The following is an 18,235-nucleotide window of genomic DNA, read 5'->3' on the forward strand; positions in this document are numbered from 1 at the left end:
CATCTCCTAGTACCGGACCAGCTTCCGGGCCAACCGGCGCTGCAGCAAAGTGGACGGCATGGTGGTGTCAACGCGTTCGCTGAGGTCTACGCCGGTGACGGCCCGGTAGGCATGGGTGTAGCGCTGGACTGAGGGCTTCCACTTGAGTGCCCAGTTCTCTGCATCGTCGCCTTCCATGTCGGATTCATTCCAGCGTCCGTGGCGCACGGATAGAAGGAGTTGCTCGCCGTGAACAGCCAAGTCGTAGAAGTGCGTGATACTCGCGTCGGACCAGCCTTGGACGGTCTTCATGGTGTCCACCCGGTCCATCCAGTCCTCGTCATACGGAACCATGGTGCGGCCGCCGAGGAACTCACGCATTTCCGGCTGGGCCAGCAACCACTGCACTTCCATGGTTTCGATGCGGGCTGTCACCGACATATCGGCGAATTGGTTGTTAGCGCCGTTCGCAAGAACCAAGTGAAGCTCCCGCAAGCTGCTGAGCAGTGGAAAGGCGTCAGCATCCACGGTTTTGTCGTTGTGCTCCTTATAGAAGTAATGGCAATCGTGCAGGAGACTATGGAAAGCCCTGAGGAACTGTGTCCTGCGCTCCACCAGCAGTTCGGCGGGCGGAATCGCGCGTCCGATCAGCTGCAGACCGTACTGGTACTCGTATTCGGCCGCGCGCCGGCGTAGAGACAAACGGTCTTTTTCCGCTTCAGCAAGTCCCCAGAGGAGTCCTCGCAGGGGTAGGAGCGGGCTAACCGCCAAGCGGTAGAGTGGGTCCCCGCCCGTTGCAACACGGCGGTTTTGAAAGCGCGCCAGGATCCTGTTCAGTGACTGGAAAAGCATGCCTTCCTCCAGCCAATACACGTAAATCAGCTCCGTAAAGGGCACGAGCCTCAAGGGATACTGGCTCCTGGCGGGAAAGCCTGGAGGGAACGGTGCTGGCTGGTCGTCGCGTTCCGAGCTGACGTATGAGCCGCGTATGGCAGCCGTCAGCCCTTCTTCGGCGTGCCAAGCCGGGTCTTTCGCAGTCCCAAGACGCCCGAATGAGCGGCCCAGTGCCGCTTCGGTGACAAATTCTGTTGCGAGACCATGCAGTGTCTCGTATGACAATGATCCGTAGCCCGGGAATCTCGTGAGGCTACGGGCCTCATATTCGGCGAACTTGACAAAGCGCTCAAACTTGACGTTTTTTGACACATTTTGGATAAAATTCCACAGATGCGCGTGCGAACTGCCGGGTGTCGCATTAGGTTCAAGGGCAACCCGGACGATTGGCGGAGCCTCGCGGCGCTGGACCCGGAAGGTGTCGAGAATTTCCCAGTTTTCCGTCACAGGGGCTGCCTTCTTGCCCGCCTCCACTTCACGAACTTTATCGAATTCAACAGTGTATTCACCGGGGTCCTGGATCAGGACCATCCGCTCGAAGCTCTCCCCTGCCGCTAGGCTCCTGGCGACAACGCCGCCTCTGCTTCCATCTATCGGGATGGGAGCGCCTCCACCCGCCGGAACGATTCGAAATTGGAATTGCCCGCCTTGCTCCGATGGCCTGAGCTGAAAACGCAGGGCAACTTCCTGCCCCGCGTAGACGGGGTCCATTGGCCGTCGAGTGAATTCCATGACTATCTCCTAATTAGTGCTGGTGTGGTGAGGTGTTGCATTGCGTTGAGGCCCAGGGGTGCGTGGCCGCCCATGTCGTCCAGGCTGCTGCGGACTGCCCACGCGGTAAGCAGGGAGGACAGCTGTGAGCTTTCGTCCTCGGCGGTGATGCGGCCGGCGGCTTTGGCCTGGCCCAGGACGGCGAACACCAGTGCGGGCCGCTGCCGGGCCATGACCCCGAAGTCGTCGCCCCAGGCCTGGTGCAGGCGAAGAAGCCGTTCGGGCCGGCGTTCCCGGGTGGGCCAGATGGTGCCCAGTTTCCGGCCCCCGGCCGCCGGTACCGGGTGGTTCATGAGCAGGGAAACCAGATCGCCGATGTGGGCCTCGCACTTGCGAATCCACGCAAGGTGCTCCGCCGGCAGCCCGGAGGACGGGTACATGGCCCGCCATACCGATGCCAGCCCGCGCCACTGGGGATGCGGATACAGGGCGTCCCCCAGCGCCGCTGAGATCAGCACCCGAAGGTAGGGCATCGGGTGGGGATCGGTGCCGCCGGGCCGGAAGACGAAGTAGCGGGGGAGGCTGACGACCGCCAGCAGGCCCACGGTGGAGGTGATGCCCACGGTGGCGACGGACCACATGTCCGCCACGATCTCGCTGATCCACAGGGACCACACATCCCAGCCGCCGTCCGGGTCCTGCTGGGCACGGCGGTCAAGTTCGGCGCGGAGGGAAGTCACCAGGTCCAACTGCGCCGCGCCCTGATGGCCCACCTCGTGGGCCAGGGAGGACGCGATCCCGCTGCCCACCATCCGCTCCCGGGGCAGCCGGATGATTCCCACGGGGTTCGGTGCGCCGCCGGGCAGGCGGGTCTTGGCCCGCCGGATCGCAGCACCCGCACCCCTGGCGAGGTAGACCACCAGCCGGGCGTCGCCGTCGTCGTCCCTTCCCTCCAGCCGCAGCGCGTCCTGGGCCAGGATGTCCAGCCCGGAAAGCCAGACGCCCGTGGAATGTTCGCTGCGCTGGGTGACTACTTCGGTGAACAGGTCGAACTGGGCCAGCACCACGTTGAACTGGAGGCGGATCAGGACGAACCGGCGCTGCTGTTCGGCAGGGCTGGCCGTCCTGCCGTCCCCGTGCAGCCAAGCCAGGAACTCGGCAACCTGGATCCGGAGCTCATGGCGGCCGGCGTGGAGGAAGCGTTCGATCAGCAGCTGGGCGTCCCGGGGCAGTGCGGCGGCGAGGACCATGGTTTCCTGCATGACGAAGGGCTTGATCTGGTCCAGCCGGGACACCAGGCCGTCCGCCTCGCTCTCGATGAGCGCGGTGCTGATGGTGTTCGTTTCCATCCCGATCGCCTGCCGTCAGCCGCCCGCTGGCTATATCCCCAGGAGGATGACGCGGCCGTCGCGGCGGATCCAGCGGCCTTCATCGGCGCCGCTCCCGGAATTGCCGTTGCCGGAATTGCCGTTGCCGTTGCCGTCCTGCTGGGTGTCCCAGCCTTCGTCCGGGGCGCCCCACACCGCACCCGAGTACTGGGTGTTGTAGATCCGGGTGCCGCCGCCGCGGTGGCCGCGGGACGGCCGCCGGGCGGCCTGGCGGGCGCGGAGCAGCGACGGGGCGTACCGGCGCGCGGCGGCGGTGGCCGCTGCGCGGGCGGCTGCGTTGGGCGGGACGGAGACGGGGGTCCGGGCGGCATTTCGGTAGGCGGCCCGGGCGAACCGGACGTAGCGGCGGGCGGCTTCTTCCTCGGCCTCTGATTCGTCCATGTTTTCGGCTTCCTCGGCCTCGAGCAGGCCGCCGGCCATGGAGCCAAGCTTGCTTCCAATGGCGGTCCCGACGCCGGGAGCCACGAAGGAGCCGATGGCACCTCCCACGATGGGCAGCGCCCTCTTGGCGACGGATTTGAGGGCACCGCCCAGGGCCTTGCCGATAGGCGACTTGATGAAACGGGAGGCGTTCTTCACCACGCTGCGGGCCAGGCTGCCCAGGAACTGGTCCAGTTCCTCCTCGGAGCTGAGGCTGAGGAGTTCCATGGCCAGCTCGTTCTCAAGGTTTTCCTCGTGGTCGGAGCCGCCCTCGTAGCCGCTGAAGTTGCCTTCGTCTTCTTCTTCCTGCGCCCACGGCGCGGCGGACTCGGTCTCGTAGTAGTTGGTGCTCATGGCAATGTCCTTCGGGTTGGTGGTGCCGGGTGGGTTAGCGTGCGTTGAGGATCACGATGTTGCGGCCGCGGCGGATCCAGCGGCCGCTGGCAGGCCGGCCGGGCTGCCTGGACTGGCCGTTCTGGCCGTTTTGGCCGGGGCGGCTGAGCAGGCCCGGCAGGTGCTGCCGGGCTGCGGCGGTGGCTGCCTGCTGTGCTGCATGGGCCGCAGGCACGCTCCTGGGCGTGGCCGCGGCGCGCTGGGCGGTGGAGGTGGCGAAGCGGACAAAGGCGCGGGCGGTTTCGAGGTCGCGGTCCTCCGGGGACAGGCCTTCCAGCTGGAGCCCGGATTCGAATTTCGTGCCGAGCCACTTGCCTACCTGGCGTCCGGCCTGGCCGCCTGCGCCGGGAACGAAGTAGTTGCCCACGGCCTGGCCCAGTTGCGGGAGGGCCTTGCGGGCGGCGGACTTGAGCACATTGCCCACCGCCTGTCCCGCCGCGCTCCCGGCGAAGTCCTTTGCCGCCGAGACCGCCTTGCGGGCCAGGTCGCCCAGGAACTGGTCCAGCTCATCCTCGTCGGTGACTTCGAGCAGTTCGGCGGCGAGGGCAAGTTCATCGGTTTCCTGGCTGTCGGCCTCGCCCCAGAGACCTCCGGCTTCGCTGGCGTCCTCGCCCTGGAAGGGTGACTGTTCGTCCTCGTAGGCGTAGCCGGACCCCTCATCCATCACCTCGCCCCAAGTGCCCTCGTCCTGGCCTTCGAACAGTGCCCTATCGATGTCGTGCATGAGTATTTCCTTTCCGGAGTTTGCAGGTGCCCGGGGAGGCACCACCGCGGAACACCGCATACCCTCTTACTGCACAATTCGTGCCAACCCGGGTGGGACGTCTGGCGGCCTGCCGCCGGGCTGGGCGGGGCGGAAATACGGGAGGCGAGGGCCTGGTCAGGAGCACGGGGCCGAACCGCCTTTCGCGGGGGCGAAAAAGACTTCGCCGGGCGACGGTGCGCCTGCCGGGCGGCGGGTGCCGGCGGTGCTGGCTTCGCCGGGCGGCGGGCGCCGGGTGCCTACGCGTCCAGCGGCAGCGAGCGCCGGTACTTGTTCACGGTCCGGCGGGCGATGGTAAAGCCGTTGCGGGCAAGTTCCGCGCGCAGCTGTTCGTCCGAGGCAGCACCGCCCGCCGCGATGGACTCCTGCAGTGCCGCCCGTGCGGCCAGGCCCTTGCCGAACAGGCACGCCAGGTCGATGACGGCACCGGAGGGCAGCCGGAGCCGCTTCCCGCTCACTGCCCTGCTCACGGTGGACGGGTGCAGTCCGATTTCCTGGGCGACGGCGGTCCGCGTCAAGGGGCGGTGCTGTCCCGCACCGTGGTCCAGGAAGTCCTTCTGGTGTGTCACGGCGCATTCGGTGATGCGGAGGAGGGCGCCGGCGCGCCGGTCGATCTGGTACAGGAGCCGCCTGGCAGCCAACTCGTGGTCCGTCAGCCATTGCTTCGCCTCGGATGCCGCGGGAAGCCCGGCGGAAAGGTCCACCACCTGGAGGCCGAACCAGGCGCTCGCGGGAACCTCCACCTCCACGGAGCCGTCGGCCCGGCGGTACAGAAACACGTCCGCCGTCGGAACCCCTGCAGCCGCGGCGCTGGTTTCCACTGCCACAAACGGCCTCAGCCGCTCCCTGACCATGGCCAGTCCGGCAAGGACCTGCTCCTCGGAAAGTCCCATGGCACGGACGACGGCGGCGGTGCTTCCCGCGGCGAGGTCCGCCAAGTGCCCGCGGACCAGGCGGGGGAGCCAGTCCGGGGCCTCGCCGGCGTCCACCAGCCCCTCCGCCTGGATGGCGAGCAGTTCCACGACGCTGGTGCAGGCGATGCCTGGCGGTCCAACGGCCCGGATCGCGCGGAGGGCCTCGTGCACCTGGTCAGGGCTCAGGCCATGCAGCAGGGCGATCTGCTCCGGCTCGCAGTCCAGGAGGCCACGGGAGGTCAGGTGCGCCAGCACGAGTTCCAGTGCGCGCCGGCAGTCCGGCCGGACTTCCACGGCGGCGTCTGCTTCCAGCGATGCGAACGGATTGACGGCCGGTTCGGGGCCATCGTGAAACGGCGAAGCTCCTGAAGTGCCCCGGCAGCGGAAGCAGGTTCCGGACGCCACATGCCGGCCGCACCCGGGGCAGGGGTGCCCCTCGGCACGTTCAAGGACAGGGTTGTCCGCCAGGGCGCGTTCGGTGGCGAGAACCACGTCCGCGTGCGTCATGGCCAGCATGCCCAGAGCCCTCAGCAGGCCGGGCAGCGCGCGCAGTTCGGGTTGCAGCCCCGCCTGCAGCTGCAGGCCCGGGCCGGGCCCTTCAGTGGCCATGACTCAGGCTAGCCGCGTGCATCGCGCGCCTCGTAGGGAAACGTTCGTCAGTTCGCCACGGTGAAGGGAACCACGGTCACCCCGGAGTTGGTCGAGCCCAGCTTGTTGTCACGGCACGATGTCCTCAGGTGCAGTTTGTGCAGCCCGTTGGGCAGCGTTCTGGTATCGATCGAGACGGGGGCGGCACCAAAGGGTTCGCGTCCGTACGGACCCGCGGCGTCCCAGAGCACGGTTCCGGGGTTGGGCGGAGCGGCGTGGAAGTCGGGGTCGATTGCGATGAACGAGTGCGTCGCCGGGAGCGAGTCGTTGGGGTGGGTGCTCAGGGCCACGGCCGGAGTCCAGACGCCTGAGACCGGGGCATCGGGGAGGGGGACGCTGCGGACCGACGCCTCGCAGTACCCGGAGTGGGTGTACCAGCCCTTGCCGCGCAGGAACGGGTACCGTGCGGCGTCGGACTTGGACTTTCCGTTCCGGATGTCCGTTTGCCAGTTGAGGCTTGCCCGCATCTCGTTGCCGTCCGGCTCCGGCACGAACGCGCGGAGGTGGATCTCCTGCAGGCCCGAATGCTTGAACACCGAGATGGGGCGGGAGAACGTCAGCCAGCGCTCGCAGGTTCCGCTGCACACGAAGTCTCCGCCGCCCGTGCCTGACGGGCCTGGGCAGGTGAAGTTGGCTGCTGCGGCCCGCAGATAGCACTTCTGGACCGCGGTTTCACTGCCGGACGTCAAGAACACCATGGAGACGTAATCGGCCGTGCCGGGATTGTCGTGGAGGATCACCCGCACGTTCACGGTCAGGTTGCCCGAACTGAGCGTTTCGCGGTCAGGGATGCACGCACCCAGATGGACGTGGCCGTTGTTGGTGATGGAGTTGCTGGCCTGGTCGACGTCGGGCATCCACCAGGCCTGGCTGTCCACGAACTGCCGGGTTTCCGCGTAGGCGGTCCCGTCGGCGGGAGGTGCGCCGATGCATGGTCCGGGCGCAGCCTGGGCGATGCCGGGGCTCAGTGTTGACAGGGCAGTGAAGGTGAACGCAAGTGCAACTAGCAGAGCCAGGAACCGTCTCATGACCATCCATCTTCCAGGTGGCCAATCCCGGTCCCAGCGCGGGGAGGCCTATGTGCGTTGTTTGGGGAAGCTGCGCGCAGGCGCTGTGACTGTCGCCGGCGCCGGAACGCCGAACCGTGGAGTGTTTCGCTGTGTGGGGCCACTGAGGCGTGGTTATTGTATGCCCCGGAACCAAGGCAAACCAGAGTTGACCGGAGTACGTGGAAACGCACGACGGCGGCCCCCTCCCAGGTGCCGGACGTGAGCGGGCGTTGGCGGAAAGGCTGCAAAACGTGATGGGGCGTTGGCGGAAAGGCTGCAAAACGTGATGGGGCGTTGGGGGAAAGGCTGCAGGATGTGAGCGGGCGTTGGTGGAAGGGCTGCAGGATGTGAGCGGGCGTTGGCGGAAGGGCTGCGGGACGTGATGGGGCGTTGAAAGAGGGCGCCACGCTTGACGCCTCCGCACGCTCCCGCATATCCTGAACGAACGGTCGGTAAATAATTCCGAGCCGCCCCAAAGGTCTTTGCATAGGAGCAACCATGGCAGCGCAGAACTTGCAGTCAGTGCCGGCTGAGCTAACCCCGGAAGAGGATGCGGCAGGCCAGGCCCACTTCGACCGGATCATCGCCGAGGACTCGCGCATCGAGCCCCGCGACTGGATGCCGGCGGCCTACCGCAAGACGCTGCTGCGCCAGGTCTCCCAGCACGCACACTCCGAGATCATCGGCATGCAGCCGGAGGCCAACTGGATTTCCCGCGCCCCCAGCCTGAAGCGCAAGGCCATCCTCATGGCCAAGGTCCAGGACGAGGCCGGCCACGGGCTCTACCTCTACTCGGCCGCCGAGACGCTGGGCCAGTCCCGGGACAAGATGATGGACGACCTCATCGCCGGCAAGGCCCGCTACTCCAGCATCTTCAATTACCCGGCCCGCACCTGGGCAGACATGGGTGCCATCGGCTGGCTGGTGGACGGCGCAGCCATCTGCAACCAGGTCCCGCTGTGCCGCGCCTCGTACGGCCCCTACGGCCGGGCCATGGTGCGCGTCTGCAAGGAAGAGTCCTTCCACCAGCGCCAGGGCTTCGAGATCCTTCTTGAGCTCTCCAACGGCACCCCCGCACAGAAGCAGATGGCCCAGGACGCCGTGAACCGCTGGTACGCCCCGGCCCTGATGATGTTCGGCCCGCCGGATGACGATTCCCCCAACTCCAAGCAGTCCATGGCCTGGAACATCAAGCGGTTCAGCAATGACGAGCTCCGCAGCCGCTTCGTGGGCATGATGGTGGAGCAGGTCAAGGTCCTGGGCCTCACCCTCCCCGATGACCAGATCCGCTTCAACGAGGACACCAAAAAGTGGGAGCACGGCCCGCTGGACTGGGACGAGTTCCACGAAGTCCTGGCCGGCCGCGGTCCCTGCAACGCCCAGCGCCTTGAGCGGCGGAGGGAAGCGCACGACGACGGCGCCTGGGTCCGCGAGGCAGCAGCCGCCTACGCAGCAAAACAGTCAAAGAAGACGAAGGAATACGCAGCATGAGCCCCCACGGCAACCCGGAAACCCCGGCCAGCTCGGCCACCGAGATCAACCGCGAAGCCCCCAAGGCCAGCCCCGCACCGGATCACCATGACCGCTCCACGTGGGGCCTCTGGGAGGTCTTCGTCCGGTCCAGCCGCGGCCTGAGCCACGTCCACGCCGGCTCCCTGCACGCCCCGGACGCCGCCATGGCCCTCCGGAACGCGCGGGACCTGTACACGCGCCGCAACGAGGGCGTCTCCATCTGGGTTGTCCCGGCGGACGCCATCGCCGCCAGCGACCCCGACTCCAAGGGCTCGTTCTTCGAGTCGCCCCAGGGCAAGGACTACCGGCATGCCACGTACTACACCAAGAGCGAAGGGGTGAAGCACCTGTGAGCACCCCCGAAGCGCCCACCACAGGCCACGGCGACATCTCCACCGGTGTAGCCGGCGGAGACAGCAACGCCTCCGCCACCCGGATCACCCCCGGCAACGCCCTCCGCCCGGAGGACATCGCGCTGGAGGTCAAGACCGGGCTGGCCAAGCCCACCGAAGACGTCGCGGAGTACGCCCTCCGCCTGGGCGATGACGCCCTGATCCTCGCGCAGCGCCTGGGCCACTGGATCTCCCGGGCCCCCGAGCTGGAAGAGGACATTGCCCTGGGCAACATCGCCCTGGACCAGCTGGGCCACGCCCGCAGCTTCCTCACCTACGCCGGTGCCGGAACGCCCAAGGAGGACGGCACCCCACAGTCAGAGGATGACCTGGCCTACTTCCGCCGCGAGCACGAGTTCCGCTCCGTCCAGCTGTTCGAGCAGCCCAACGGCGACTTCGCGGCCACCATCGCCCGCCAGTTCGTGGTGAGCTACTACCAGTACGAGCTGTACCGCCGCCTCACCGAATCCACGGACGCCACCCTGGCCGCCATCGCCGCCAAGGCCGTGAAGGAAGTGGACTACCACCGCGACCACAGCACCCAGTGGGTCCTGCGCCTTGCCGGCGGCACGGAGGAATCCCGCCAGCGGATGATCCACAGCCTCCGCACCATGTGGCCGTACGTCAACGAACTGTTCCAGGACGATGACCTGACGCGGCGCCTCGCCGAGGCGGGTGCCGCCGTCGTGCCTTCCAGCCTGCGGGAAGACTTTGACCGCCTGGTGGCGGACGTCCTGAACGAGGCCGAGCTTGAGGTCCCGGACGTGCCCGCAGCCCCCGGCGGCGGCCGGTACGGCAAGCACTCGGAGCACCTGGGCTACATCCTCGCGGAGATGCAGGTGCTGGCCCGCGAGCATCCCGGGGCCAGCTGGTGACTGCCGTGTACATCTCGGATTTCGAATCCCGGACCCGCACCCCGGAGCAGAAGGCCTGGGACATCGCGGCCACCGTGGTGGATCCCGAGATCCCGGTGCTCAGCATCGCGGACCTGGGCATCCTGCGGAAGGTGGACGTGGCGGGCGGCGAGGTTACCGTAACCATCACCCCCACGTACTCGGGCTGCCCGGCCATGGACGCCATCCGTGACGACCTCTACACCGCCTTCAAGAAGGAGGGCTACGGGGACGTGCACGTGGACCTGGTCCTGGCCCCGGCGTGGACCACGGACTGGATGACCGAGGCCGGCAAGCAGAAGCTGCAGGAATACGGCATCGCCCCGCCCAGCGGGAACTCCCGCGCCGGCGGCCATTCCGGCCCCATCCGGCTGAGCCTGGCCGTGAAGTGCCCGCAGTGCAACAGCCTCAACACCAAGGAACTCACCCGCTTCGGTTCCACGTCCTGCAAGGCGCTGTATGTGTGCCAGGACTGCAAGGAACCGTTCGACTACTTCAAAGTCCTGTAAGGAAGCCCCCATGCCTGTTGTCCGCCAGACCGCCGCCGAAGAGGCTGAGGTGACCGGCCGCCGTCGTCCGTCCTTCCATTCCCTTGCGGTGAAGGAGGTGCGCCGGCTCACCGACGATGCCATCGAGGTCAGCTTCCATGTGCCGGCCGAGCTCGCCGGCAAGTTCGACTACCTGCCCGGCCAGTACGTGGCCCTGCGCACCACGCTGCCGGATGAGTCCGGTGAGCCGAAGGAAATCCGCCGCAGCTACTCCATCTGCGCCGAGCCGCGCAGCTTCGCGGACGGCACCAGCGAGATCCGCGTGGCCATCAAGAAGGACCTGGGCGGGCTGTTCTCCACGTGGGCCAATGCCGAGCTGAAGGCGGGGGACACCCTGGACGTGATGAGCCCCATGGGCGCGTTCGTGTCCAAGCACGGCCGGGACGGTGTGGCCGTGGACCAGAACGTCATGAACTCCATGAACCACCCGGAGGACCTGGCAGGGGAGGCCGGGAACTTCGTGGCCATCGCGGCCGGGTCCGGCATCACCCCGGTGATCGCCATCGCCCGGACGCTGCTGGCCGCCAACCCGGACACCAGGTTCGACCTGATCTACGCCAACAAGGCCGCCATGGACGTCATGTTCCTGGAAGAGCTGGCAGACCTGAAGGACAAGTACCCGCAGCGGCTGGCCATCCACCACGTGCTGAGCCGCGAGCAGCGGATCGCGCCGCTGCTCTCCGGCCGGATCGATTCGGAGAAGCTGCAGCAGCTGCTGGGCACCGCCCTGCACGCGGACGATGTGGACGAGTGGTTCCTGTGCGGGCCGTTCGAGCTGGTCCAGCTGTGCCGTGACACCCTGGCCGAGCGCGGGGTGAAGCCGGAGAACGTCCGGTTCGAGCTGTTCACCTCCGGCAAGCCGGACCGCCCGGAGGGCCACGCCGGCCGTCCCGTGGTGGTGGATGAGTCCAAGGAGACGTACAAGATCACGTTCAAGCTGGACGGCCTGCAGGGCGAGGTGGCCAGCCCCACGCACGCCCGCGAGTCGATCCTGAACGCGGCGCTGCGGGTCCGCCCGGACGTGCCGTTCGCGTGCGCAGGGGGAGTGTGCGGCACCTGCCGGGCCAAGGTGGTCACCGGCAGCGTGACCATGGACGAGAACTACGCGCTGGAGCAGGATGAGCTGGACAAGGGCTACGTCCTGACCTGCCAGAGCCACCCCACCAGCAAGGAAGTCACGGTCGACTTCGACGTCTGATCCGTTTTCCCCCAACCAAGGAGCCCCATGATTTCCCTTTCCATCAGCAACGGCATCGCCGAGGTAGTGCTGGACGCGCCGCACAAGCTGAACTCGCTCGATGAGCAGGCGCTGCGGGATTTAGCACAGGCGTACGACGACGCTGCTGCCGCCGCCTCACGCGGTGAGGTGCGGGCGCTGCTGCTGAGGGGAGAGGGACGCGCCTTCTGCGCGGGCCGGGACATCGCCGGGGTCACCCCGGAGAACGATGACGCCGCCGCGTACCTGGGCGGGCTGGTGGAGCCTTTGTTGCAGAAGATGGCTGCATTCCCGGCGCCGACGTTTGCTGCGGCACAGGGCGCCTGCCTGGGCGTGGGGCTGGGGCTGCTGCTGGCCACGGACGTGGTGTACGTGGCGGAGAACGCGAAGTTCGGCTCGCCGTTCGCCAAGCTGGGGGCCACCCTGGACTCGGGTGGGCACTGGTACTTCACGGAGCGGCTGGGCATGCACCGGACGCTGGACCTGATCTACACGGCGGACCTGATCTCCGGCGCAGAGGCGGTGGCGCAGGGCATGTTCAGCCGCGCCATGCCTGCTGGCTCGCTGCTTGAGTCGACGCGGGAGATCGTTTCGCGGGTGGCTGCCGGCGCCACGGGTGCCTTTGTTGCCTCCAAGGAGCTGGTGGCGCACATCCGCGACCAGCGGCTGGGCCTGTGGCAGGCCATGCAGGAGGAAAACGAAGAGCAGGCACGCCTCTGCAAGACCGATGATTACGCGGAGGGTTTCCGGGCGTTCCAGGAGAAGAGGGAACCGAAGTTCACGGGAATCACGCTGCTGTAATTAGCCTTAAGCAAGCCTTGCAGAATTCTTGAGTCAACCTTGCAAGGCCGTTTCAGAAATCTTTATTTGCGTTCGTAAGAGTAGGCGAAGCCGGGCAAACCGGCCGATGCGCCCTGCCGGTCTCACATTGGCAGCCGCAGCTGGAAACCTATTCTGGGGGCACAATTGTCTGAAGTTTTGAACGCGGATGCCGAGGGTCAAGAAGAGGGCGGCTTTAGTCGCCGTCGCGTCGTCGCGGGTGTGGCCTGGTCCCTGCCCGTTATTGCTACGGCCATCGCCGCTCCCGCCGCTGCCGCATCAGGAGCGATCTCTATAACGTCCGGCCCCCTCACTGGCATTACCTACTCCAAGCAGCAAGGGGCGGGTGGAACGCGAAATGGTCAGGGGCCGGCCAACCTGACAATCCAGAACACCTTCACGACGGCACAGACAGTGACAGTCGGAATTACTGGCACAGTTGATACCGGAACCGTTGCCACAGGTATTGCCGTGAAGTCCTTGAATGGAAACACCGTGACTGCCGGAAGCTTTACTGGGTTTTCTTCGACGGCGACTCTTACTGTTGCTCCCAACCAGTCTGCAACGCAGGCAATATCCTTCTATTACGTGGACGGTACAGGCCAATCCAAAGTGGTCAGCGGTCAGAAGTACACCTTCACGATGACGCTCACTTTTGGATCGTCCACGCCCGTAGTGATCGCCGGCATCACAATGATCATCCCGTGATCTGGCACCACTCCGGTCACGTTGCCCAGGTCTGCACCAAACCACGGGCCCGCGTTGCCCTGCTGCACCTTGATGCAACCCAGCCGGTGGTCTTGGAAGGACCGGCTGCCGTCATCTGGGACCTGATTGACGGCCAGCGGAGCGAACGCGAGATCCTTGCCGAGCTTGAGATTACCTTCGAGGACCAGGCGGGACAGATGCAGGCCCAGGTGGAAGGCTTCCTGGCAAGCCTCGAGGCGCAGCGCCTGATTGAGGCTGCCCCCGGCGCCGGGCACTAACGGCATGACGTCTACGGGGATCGCAGGGTTGGTGTGGCAGCAGCGTCTGCTCGACGAACTGGCCAGGGGCAGTGACCTGCTGTGCCTGGACGTCTTGGGACAACAGTTTGTGGTCCGTTGGGGCCGCGCAGTCACCTGGCAGCAGCGCGTTGCTATGGGTTTAGCCTGGGCTCGGTGCATCAGCGCCGATGAGCCTCAGTTGCCGCCGGTGCCACCGGAACCCACTCCCGGCACGCGATTCACTGCCTCGGTCGCCAACACGTCCACCAAGCACCCGGCTGGCACCTTCCAGTTGGAAGCCACCTCATTTGAAGAGCTGGCTGAGAACCTAACGTCCCGTCTAACGGTGGCAGCCATCCTGGCCAATGCCGGTGAACTGACCATGCTTCATGCCTGTGGCGTGGCGGACCCCAGTACGGGGGCCGTGGTGGCGCTGGTGGCCAAGTCGGGAACGGGGAAAACCACTGCAGCCTCCGTGCTCGCCAGAAGCTATTGCTACGTCACGGACGAGACCGTGGCCATTGCATGGGATGGCTCCGTGGTTCCCTACCCCAAGCCGCTGTCCGTAAAGCAGGGTGCGGGCGCACCCAAACGCCAGGTCGGGCCGGACGAGTTCGGACTCCAGCCAGCCCCGGCTATGCCCTTCATCCAGTCGATCGTGCTCCTGAACCGGGCCCAGGAGAACCGCGCAACCGCTCCCGTGCTGGAAAAGGTACCGCTGGCCGATGCGGTGCTCGCGCTGATCCCGGACTCGTCCTCGCAGGCAGAGGTCGTGGATCCGCTGCAGTCGCTCTGCCGCCTCATCGAAAGTGTTGGGGGAGCGTGGCAGGTGACCTATTCGGAGGCCGCCGATCTTCCTGCAGCGCTGGCGCCCCTTTTCCGGCTTCAGCCGGTACCAGGGCGAGAGTGGGAACCCGCCGCAACAGAAGGTGCCCAACCGGGGCACCTTCCAGCGGGTAGCTTCCAGCGCAGGGACCCCAAGGACGCTGTAGCCATCGGAGACGACCTGCTGATCATGCTGGACAACGAAATAGTGCGCCTGGCGGGTATCGGCCCCGCGGTCTGGGAGGCCTGCGCCCGCCCGGCAAGCCTGGACGAGATCACGAACCACGTCTGTAGGGTGCACGGCCAACCGGAAGGTTACCGCGCGGCCGTCGCCGGAGCTGTAGACCAGCTCATCGCAAAGTCGATTTTGGTACGCGGCCTCGTTTGAACAGCCCGCACGCCCGCACGCCCGCACGCAAGAAACTTGAGTTTAAGGAACCCTCATGAGCGCAACAGCAGCCCCCGCGGAGACACCTCCCGGCCTGGACCTGGCTGACTACCTGAACGTCCTCCGGACCTACTGGAAGGCAATTGTCGCCTTCACCCTGCTGGCCACCTTGGCCGCCGCCGGATGGACTGTCATCCAGCCCAAGATCTACTCGTCCGATTCCAGCGGCATCGTTGTCACGCCGGGCTCGGACAACGTGAGCCTCGCACTGGCCGGCGACAGCCTCGCCAAGGCCAAAGTCAAAAACTACGAGTCGGTGGCAAAATCACGGCTGGTCGCGGACCGGGTCATCCAGGCCCTCGACCTGAAAACCACTGCCGATGCCCTGCTCGGCAGCATCAGCGTGAAGGTTCCGCTGGACACGGCAGAGATCAAGGTCACCGCACAGTCGACTGATCCCGCCACCGCCCAGCGTGTAGCGGACGCTTGGGTGAATGGCCTTGCAGCGCAGGTGGAAGCCATCGAGACAGCGCCATCCGCCGAGTCGGCTGCCGGTGCCGCAGCAACGCCCGACGCCGGAACACAAGCCGGTGCAGCAACGGCGGTCCGTGTCCTCCCGCTGGGCAAAGCTGTGCTGCCCAGCAGCCCCTCGTCACCCAACACCAAGCTCAATCTGGCCCTGGGCGCCCTCATCGGTTTGGCCCTCGGGTTGGCGTACGCACTCATACGCCGTCACCTGGACCGCCGGATCCGCAGGGCGGGGGACATTGAGCGGCTGTTCGGCGTACCCGTCATCGGCACTCTCCCGGTGGACCACCGGCTGGACGAGAAGAGCACCATCGTGGACGCCGGCACCGCAGCGCAGCTGCACGACGCCGGCGGGGCCATGGCGGAGGCTCTCCGCGAACTGCGCACCAACCTCAGTTTTCTCGACGTGGACCAGCCACCACGGGTCATCGTGGTCACCAGTTCGCTCCAGGCCGAGGGCAAATCGACTATGACGGCCAACCTTGCGGTCACCATGGCGGCAGCGGGTGAAAACGTCGTTGTGGTCGACGGCGATCTTCGCCGGCCCACACTGGTGGACGTTTTCAACCTTGTTCCCGGCGTTGGGGTCACTGATGTGCTCACGGGTACGGCCGATCTGGCTGACGTCCTGCAGCCCTGGGGAGCCCTGCCAAACCTCTCGGTGTTGGGATCGGGGCGGATCCCGCCCAACCCCAGCGAACTGCTTGGGTCCCGGGCCATGAAGAATATGCTTGCCACCTTAGCGAAGGATGCCGTGGTCCTCATCGACGCACCGCCGCTTCTTCCGGTGACTGATGCTGCTGTCCTGTCCCGGGCAGCGGACGGCGCAATCGTTGTCATCCGCACCGGCAAGACCACCCAGGAACAGCTGGACCAGTCCCTTGGAAACCTCGAGAAGGTGAAGGGTCGCGTCCTCGGCGCTGTCCTCAATTACGTCCCGCTTAAGGGCACGGACGCCTATTCCTACTACGGAACCTACAAGGCCGCATCTATACCGGCCGCGGAGATGGCTGCAGTGCTGGACGGACAGGAAGAAGACGTCCTTGCCGCCCTGGAAGCTGCGCCGGGCGGCCGCAGGGCGAGAGTGTAGGAATACCGTGACCAACGCTTCCCGTAAAACGGAGCTCAAGATCCCGGAGGGTGTGCTCCTGGGCCATGCACTGGTGGCGCGTCTGGCAGCCGGACTGGGCATCAGGGCCTTCTTCATCAAGGGGCCGGTGAGCGTCCTTCAGGGGCTCCGAGAAGCCAAGGTGTCTGCAGATGTGGACGTCGTCGTTGATCCGTTACGTCTAGAGGACTTGATGCAGGGACTGCATGAGCGGGGCTGGCGTGGACGGCCGGTCGACCCGGACAGCAGGACTTTCCCAAAGCACTCCGTCACCTTCTACCACCCCGAGTGGCCGTGTTGTATCGACGTCCATTTCCGCTTTCCAGGCATGGAAAGTCCCGGGCCCGACTGCTTCGAAAGCTTATGGGCGAACACTGAAACCCTTGAACTTGCGGGACAGCGGCTTGTTGTTCCGAGCAGGGAGCTTGGCGTCCTGTTTTTGGCCCTGCACGCCCTGCGCACTCCGGCCCTGCCTTCTTGCATTGACGAGCTTGAGTACCTCGCGGACCTTACGGGCAGGGAAGGCCTGTCGGGGAGAGTCCTGGAGCTCGCCCGGGCCACAAGCTCTCTGGCGGCCGTTCGGCCGTTCCTGGAAGTGCTTCTTCCCAGTGGTGTCACTGTTGTCTGGCAGGAGCCCTCTCCGGAGTGGCGCAACCGTGTGGCAGCGCAGGACCCGGGGAGCGCACGGCTCTTGGCTATCCTACAGGCGCCCTGGAGCGAGAAACCAAGGATGCTGTGGGGCGCGCTCTTCCCTGCCCGGGAAGTTTTCCTCAGTGGAAACATCTACGCAGACTTGTCCTTGCCCGGACAACTCCGGCAACATCGCGCCCGTTGGGTGAGATTCCTGCGGGGGCTTCCCCGCCTCATTTGGGGGCTCCGTAAGGTTCCATTCAAGGGTGATTGAGCTTGTCGATTCGGTATCCAATTGCCGGTTAACCCACCAAATTTGTTAAGGTTCAGCTATGACTACGGGGAAAGCTATTACCAAAGCCGTCATTCCTGCTGCCGGATTGGGAACACGCTTCCTGCCCGCCACCAAGGCAATGCCGAAGGAAATGTTGCCGGTGGTTGACCGCCCGGCCATCCAGTACGTGGTGGAGGAAGCCATCGACGCCGGCCTCTCGGACCTGCTGATGATCACCGGTCGCAACAAACGCGCGCTGGAGGACCACTTCGACCGCGAGCCTGGCCTCGAGGCCGCGCTTGAAGCCAAGGGCGACAAGGACAAGCTGGGTTTGGTGGAGTATGCCTCTAACCTGGGCCCCATCCACTACGTCCGCCAGGGCGAGGCCAAGGGGCTGGGTCACGCTGTGCTCTGCGCCCAGCAGCACGTGGGGGACGAGCCTTTCGCGGTGCTCCTGGGTGACGACCTCATTGACGAGGCAGAGGACCTGCTGAGCACCATGATGGAGGTCCAGCAAAAGACCGGCGGCTCGGTGATCGCTCTGATCGAGGTTGACCCCTCCCAGATCAGCGCCTACGGCTGCGCCGACATCTCGCCCGTGGACGGCGAGGACTACGTGCGCGTCAACAGCCTCGTTGAGAAGCCCGCTGTTGCTGATGCACCGTCCAACTTGGCGGTCATCGGCCGCTACGTGCTGCACCACAATGTGTTCAGCGTATTGGAGAACACGGAGCCGGGCCGCGGCAACGAGATCCAGCTGACCGATGCCCTGCAGACCCTCGCGGCCGGCGAGGGCGAAGGCTCGGGCGTGTATGGCGTGGTCTTCAAGGGCCGCCGCTACGACACCGGTGACAAGCTGAGCTACCTCAAGGCCGTCATCACGCTCGCATCCGAGCGCGTTGAATTCGGTGAGGACCTGAAGACCTGGATGAAGGGCTTTCTCGGGTAGTCTCGACC

At 65.9% G+C, this 18,235-nt stretch carries 18 protein-coding genes; 12 read left to right on the plus strand and 6 right to left on the minus strand.

Translation table 11 applies throughout. The features are described from left to right. Window positions 1-6 precede the first annotated feature (6 nt). The 6 genes from ACTHQS_RS11885 to ACTHQS_RS11910 all read right to left on the minus strand — a co-directional run bounded on the left by ACTHQS_RS11885 (window position 7) and on the right by ACTHQS_RS11910 (window position 7,138). Complete coding sequence (locus ACTHQS_RS11885) at window positions 7-1,605, minus strand: hypothetical protein (RefSeq protein ID WP_440168999.1); 1,599 nt, start codon at window positions 1,603-1,605, stop codon at window positions 7-9. A 2-nt stretch (window positions 1,606-1,607) separates the two neighbouring features. Continuing rightward, window positions 1,608-2,933, minus strand: coding sequence for a hypothetical protein (locus ACTHQS_RS11890; RefSeq protein ID WP_440169002.1), 1,326 nt, complete (start codon window positions 2,931-2,933; stop codon window positions 1,608-1,610). A 30-nt stretch (window positions 2,934-2,963) separates the two neighbouring features. Beyond that, a complete protein-coding gene (locus tag ACTHQS_RS11895; protein WP_440169005.1) occupies window positions 2,964-3,746 on the minus strand; it encodes a hypothetical protein in 783 nt (260 codons plus the stop codon). Window positions 3,747-3,780: 34 nt separating this feature from the next. Next, window positions 3,781-4,509 (minus strand): hypothetical protein, encoded by a 729-nt coding sequence (locus ACTHQS_RS11900; RefSeq protein WP_440169007.1) that lies wholly within the window; start codon window positions 4,507-4,509, stop codon window positions 3,781-3,783. 278 nt (window positions 4,510-4,787) lie between these two features. Then, window positions 4,788-6,071, minus strand: a complete 1,284-nt coding sequence (locus ACTHQS_RS11905; RefSeq protein ID WP_440169011.1) for an RNA polymerase factor sigma-54 — start codon at window positions 6,069-6,071, stop codon at window positions 4,788-4,790. Window positions 6,072-6,118: 47 nt separating this feature from the next. Beyond that, complete coding sequence (locus tag ACTHQS_RS11910; protein WP_440169014.1) at window positions 6,119-7,138, minus strand: hypothetical protein; 1,020 nt, start codon at window positions 7,136-7,138, stop codon at window positions 6,119-6,121. Between the two features lie 519 nt (window positions 7,139-7,657). On the opposite strand from ACTHQS_RS11910, the gene paaA reads away from it, so the two are divergent. The 12 genes from paaA to galU all read left to right on the plus strand — a co-directional run bounded on the left by paaA (window position 7,658) and on the right by galU (window position 18,227). Further along, window positions 7,658-8,650: a 1,2-phenylacetyl-CoA epoxidase subunit PaaA gene (paaA, locus tag ACTHQS_RS11915; protein ID WP_440169016.1), complete on the plus strand. Its 993-nt coding sequence runs from the start codon at window positions 7,658-7,660 to the stop codon at window positions 8,648-8,650. Then, window positions 8,647-9,024, plus strand: a complete 378-nt coding sequence (gene paaB, locus ACTHQS_RS11920) for a 1,2-phenylacetyl-CoA epoxidase subunit PaaB (RefSeq protein WP_255173088.1) — start codon at window positions 8,647-8,649, stop codon at window positions 9,022-9,024. The genes paaA and paaB overlap by 4 nt, the downstream gene beginning before the upstream one ends. Next, window positions 9,021-9,938 carry a 1,2-phenylacetyl-CoA epoxidase subunit PaaC gene (paaC, locus tag ACTHQS_RS11925; protein WP_440169019.1) on the plus strand — a complete coding sequence of 306 codons (918 nt, stop codon included), beginning with the start codon at window positions 9,021-9,023 and terminating at the stop codon, window positions 9,936-9,938. Before paaB ends, paaC begins: the two co-directional genes overlap by 4 nt. Before the next feature lie 5 nt (window positions 9,939-9,943). After that, on the plus strand, window positions 9,944-10,465 hold the full coding sequence (gene paaD, locus ACTHQS_RS11930; protein WP_275179827.1) for a 1,2-phenylacetyl-CoA epoxidase subunit PaaD: 522 nt from the start codon (window positions 9,944-9,946) through the stop codon (window positions 10,463-10,465). Window positions 10,466-10,475: 10 nt separating this feature from the next. Then, on the plus strand, window positions 10,476-11,702 hold the full coding sequence (paaE, locus tag ACTHQS_RS11935; protein ID WP_440169022.1) for a 1,2-phenylacetyl-CoA epoxidase subunit PaaE: 1,227 nt from the start codon (window positions 10,476-10,478) through the stop codon (window positions 11,700-11,702). A 27-nt stretch (window positions 11,703-11,729) separates the two neighbouring features. Beyond that, window positions 11,730-12,521 (plus strand): enoyl-CoA hydratase/isomerase family protein, encoded by a 792-nt coding sequence (locus ACTHQS_RS11940; protein WP_440169025.1) that lies wholly within the window; start codon window positions 11,730-11,732, stop codon window positions 12,519-12,521. Between the two features lie 165 nt (window positions 12,522-12,686). Beyond that, window positions 12,687-13,247, plus strand: a complete 561-nt coding sequence (locus ACTHQS_RS11945) for a hypothetical protein (protein ID WP_440169027.1) — start codon at window positions 12,687-12,689, stop codon at window positions 13,245-13,247. Further along, window positions 13,244-13,525 (plus strand): PqqD family protein, encoded by a 282-nt coding sequence (locus ACTHQS_RS11950; RefSeq protein WP_440169029.1) that lies wholly within the window; start codon window positions 13,244-13,246, stop codon window positions 13,523-13,525. The genes ACTHQS_RS11945 and ACTHQS_RS11950 overlap by 4 nt, the downstream gene beginning before the upstream one ends. A 4-nt stretch (window positions 13,526-13,529) precedes the next feature. Next, the gene (locus tag ACTHQS_RS11955; protein ID WP_440169031.1) at window positions 13,530-14,738 is read left to right on the plus strand and encodes a hypothetical protein; all 1,209 of its coding nucleotides are present in this window, start codon (window positions 13,530-13,532) and stop codon (window positions 14,736-14,738) included. 55 nt (window positions 14,739-14,793) lie between these two features. Beyond that, window positions 14,794-16,356, plus strand: a complete 1,563-nt coding sequence (locus tag ACTHQS_RS11960; protein ID WP_440169034.1) for a polysaccharide biosynthesis tyrosine autokinase — start codon at window positions 14,794-14,796, stop codon at window positions 16,354-16,356. 7 nt (window positions 16,357-16,363) lie between these two features. Next, window positions 16,364-17,278, plus strand: a complete 915-nt coding sequence (locus ACTHQS_RS11965) for a nucleotidyltransferase family protein (protein WP_440169036.1) — start codon at window positions 16,364-16,366, stop codon at window positions 17,276-17,278. A 58-nt stretch (window positions 17,279-17,336) separates the two neighbouring features. Beyond that, window positions 17,337-18,227, plus strand: coding sequence for a UTP--glucose-1-phosphate uridylyltransferase GalU (gene galU / locus ACTHQS_RS11970; protein WP_440169039.1), 891 nt, complete (start codon window positions 17,337-17,339; stop codon window positions 18,225-18,227). Window positions 18,228-18,235: the final 8 nt, after the last annotated feature.

The sequence above is a fragment of the Arthrobacter sp. SAFR-044 genome (assembly GCF_051965175.1).
In the GTDB taxonomy this organism is placed as follows: domain Bacteria; phylum Actinomycetota; class Actinomycetes; order Actinomycetales; family Micrococcaceae; genus Arthrobacter.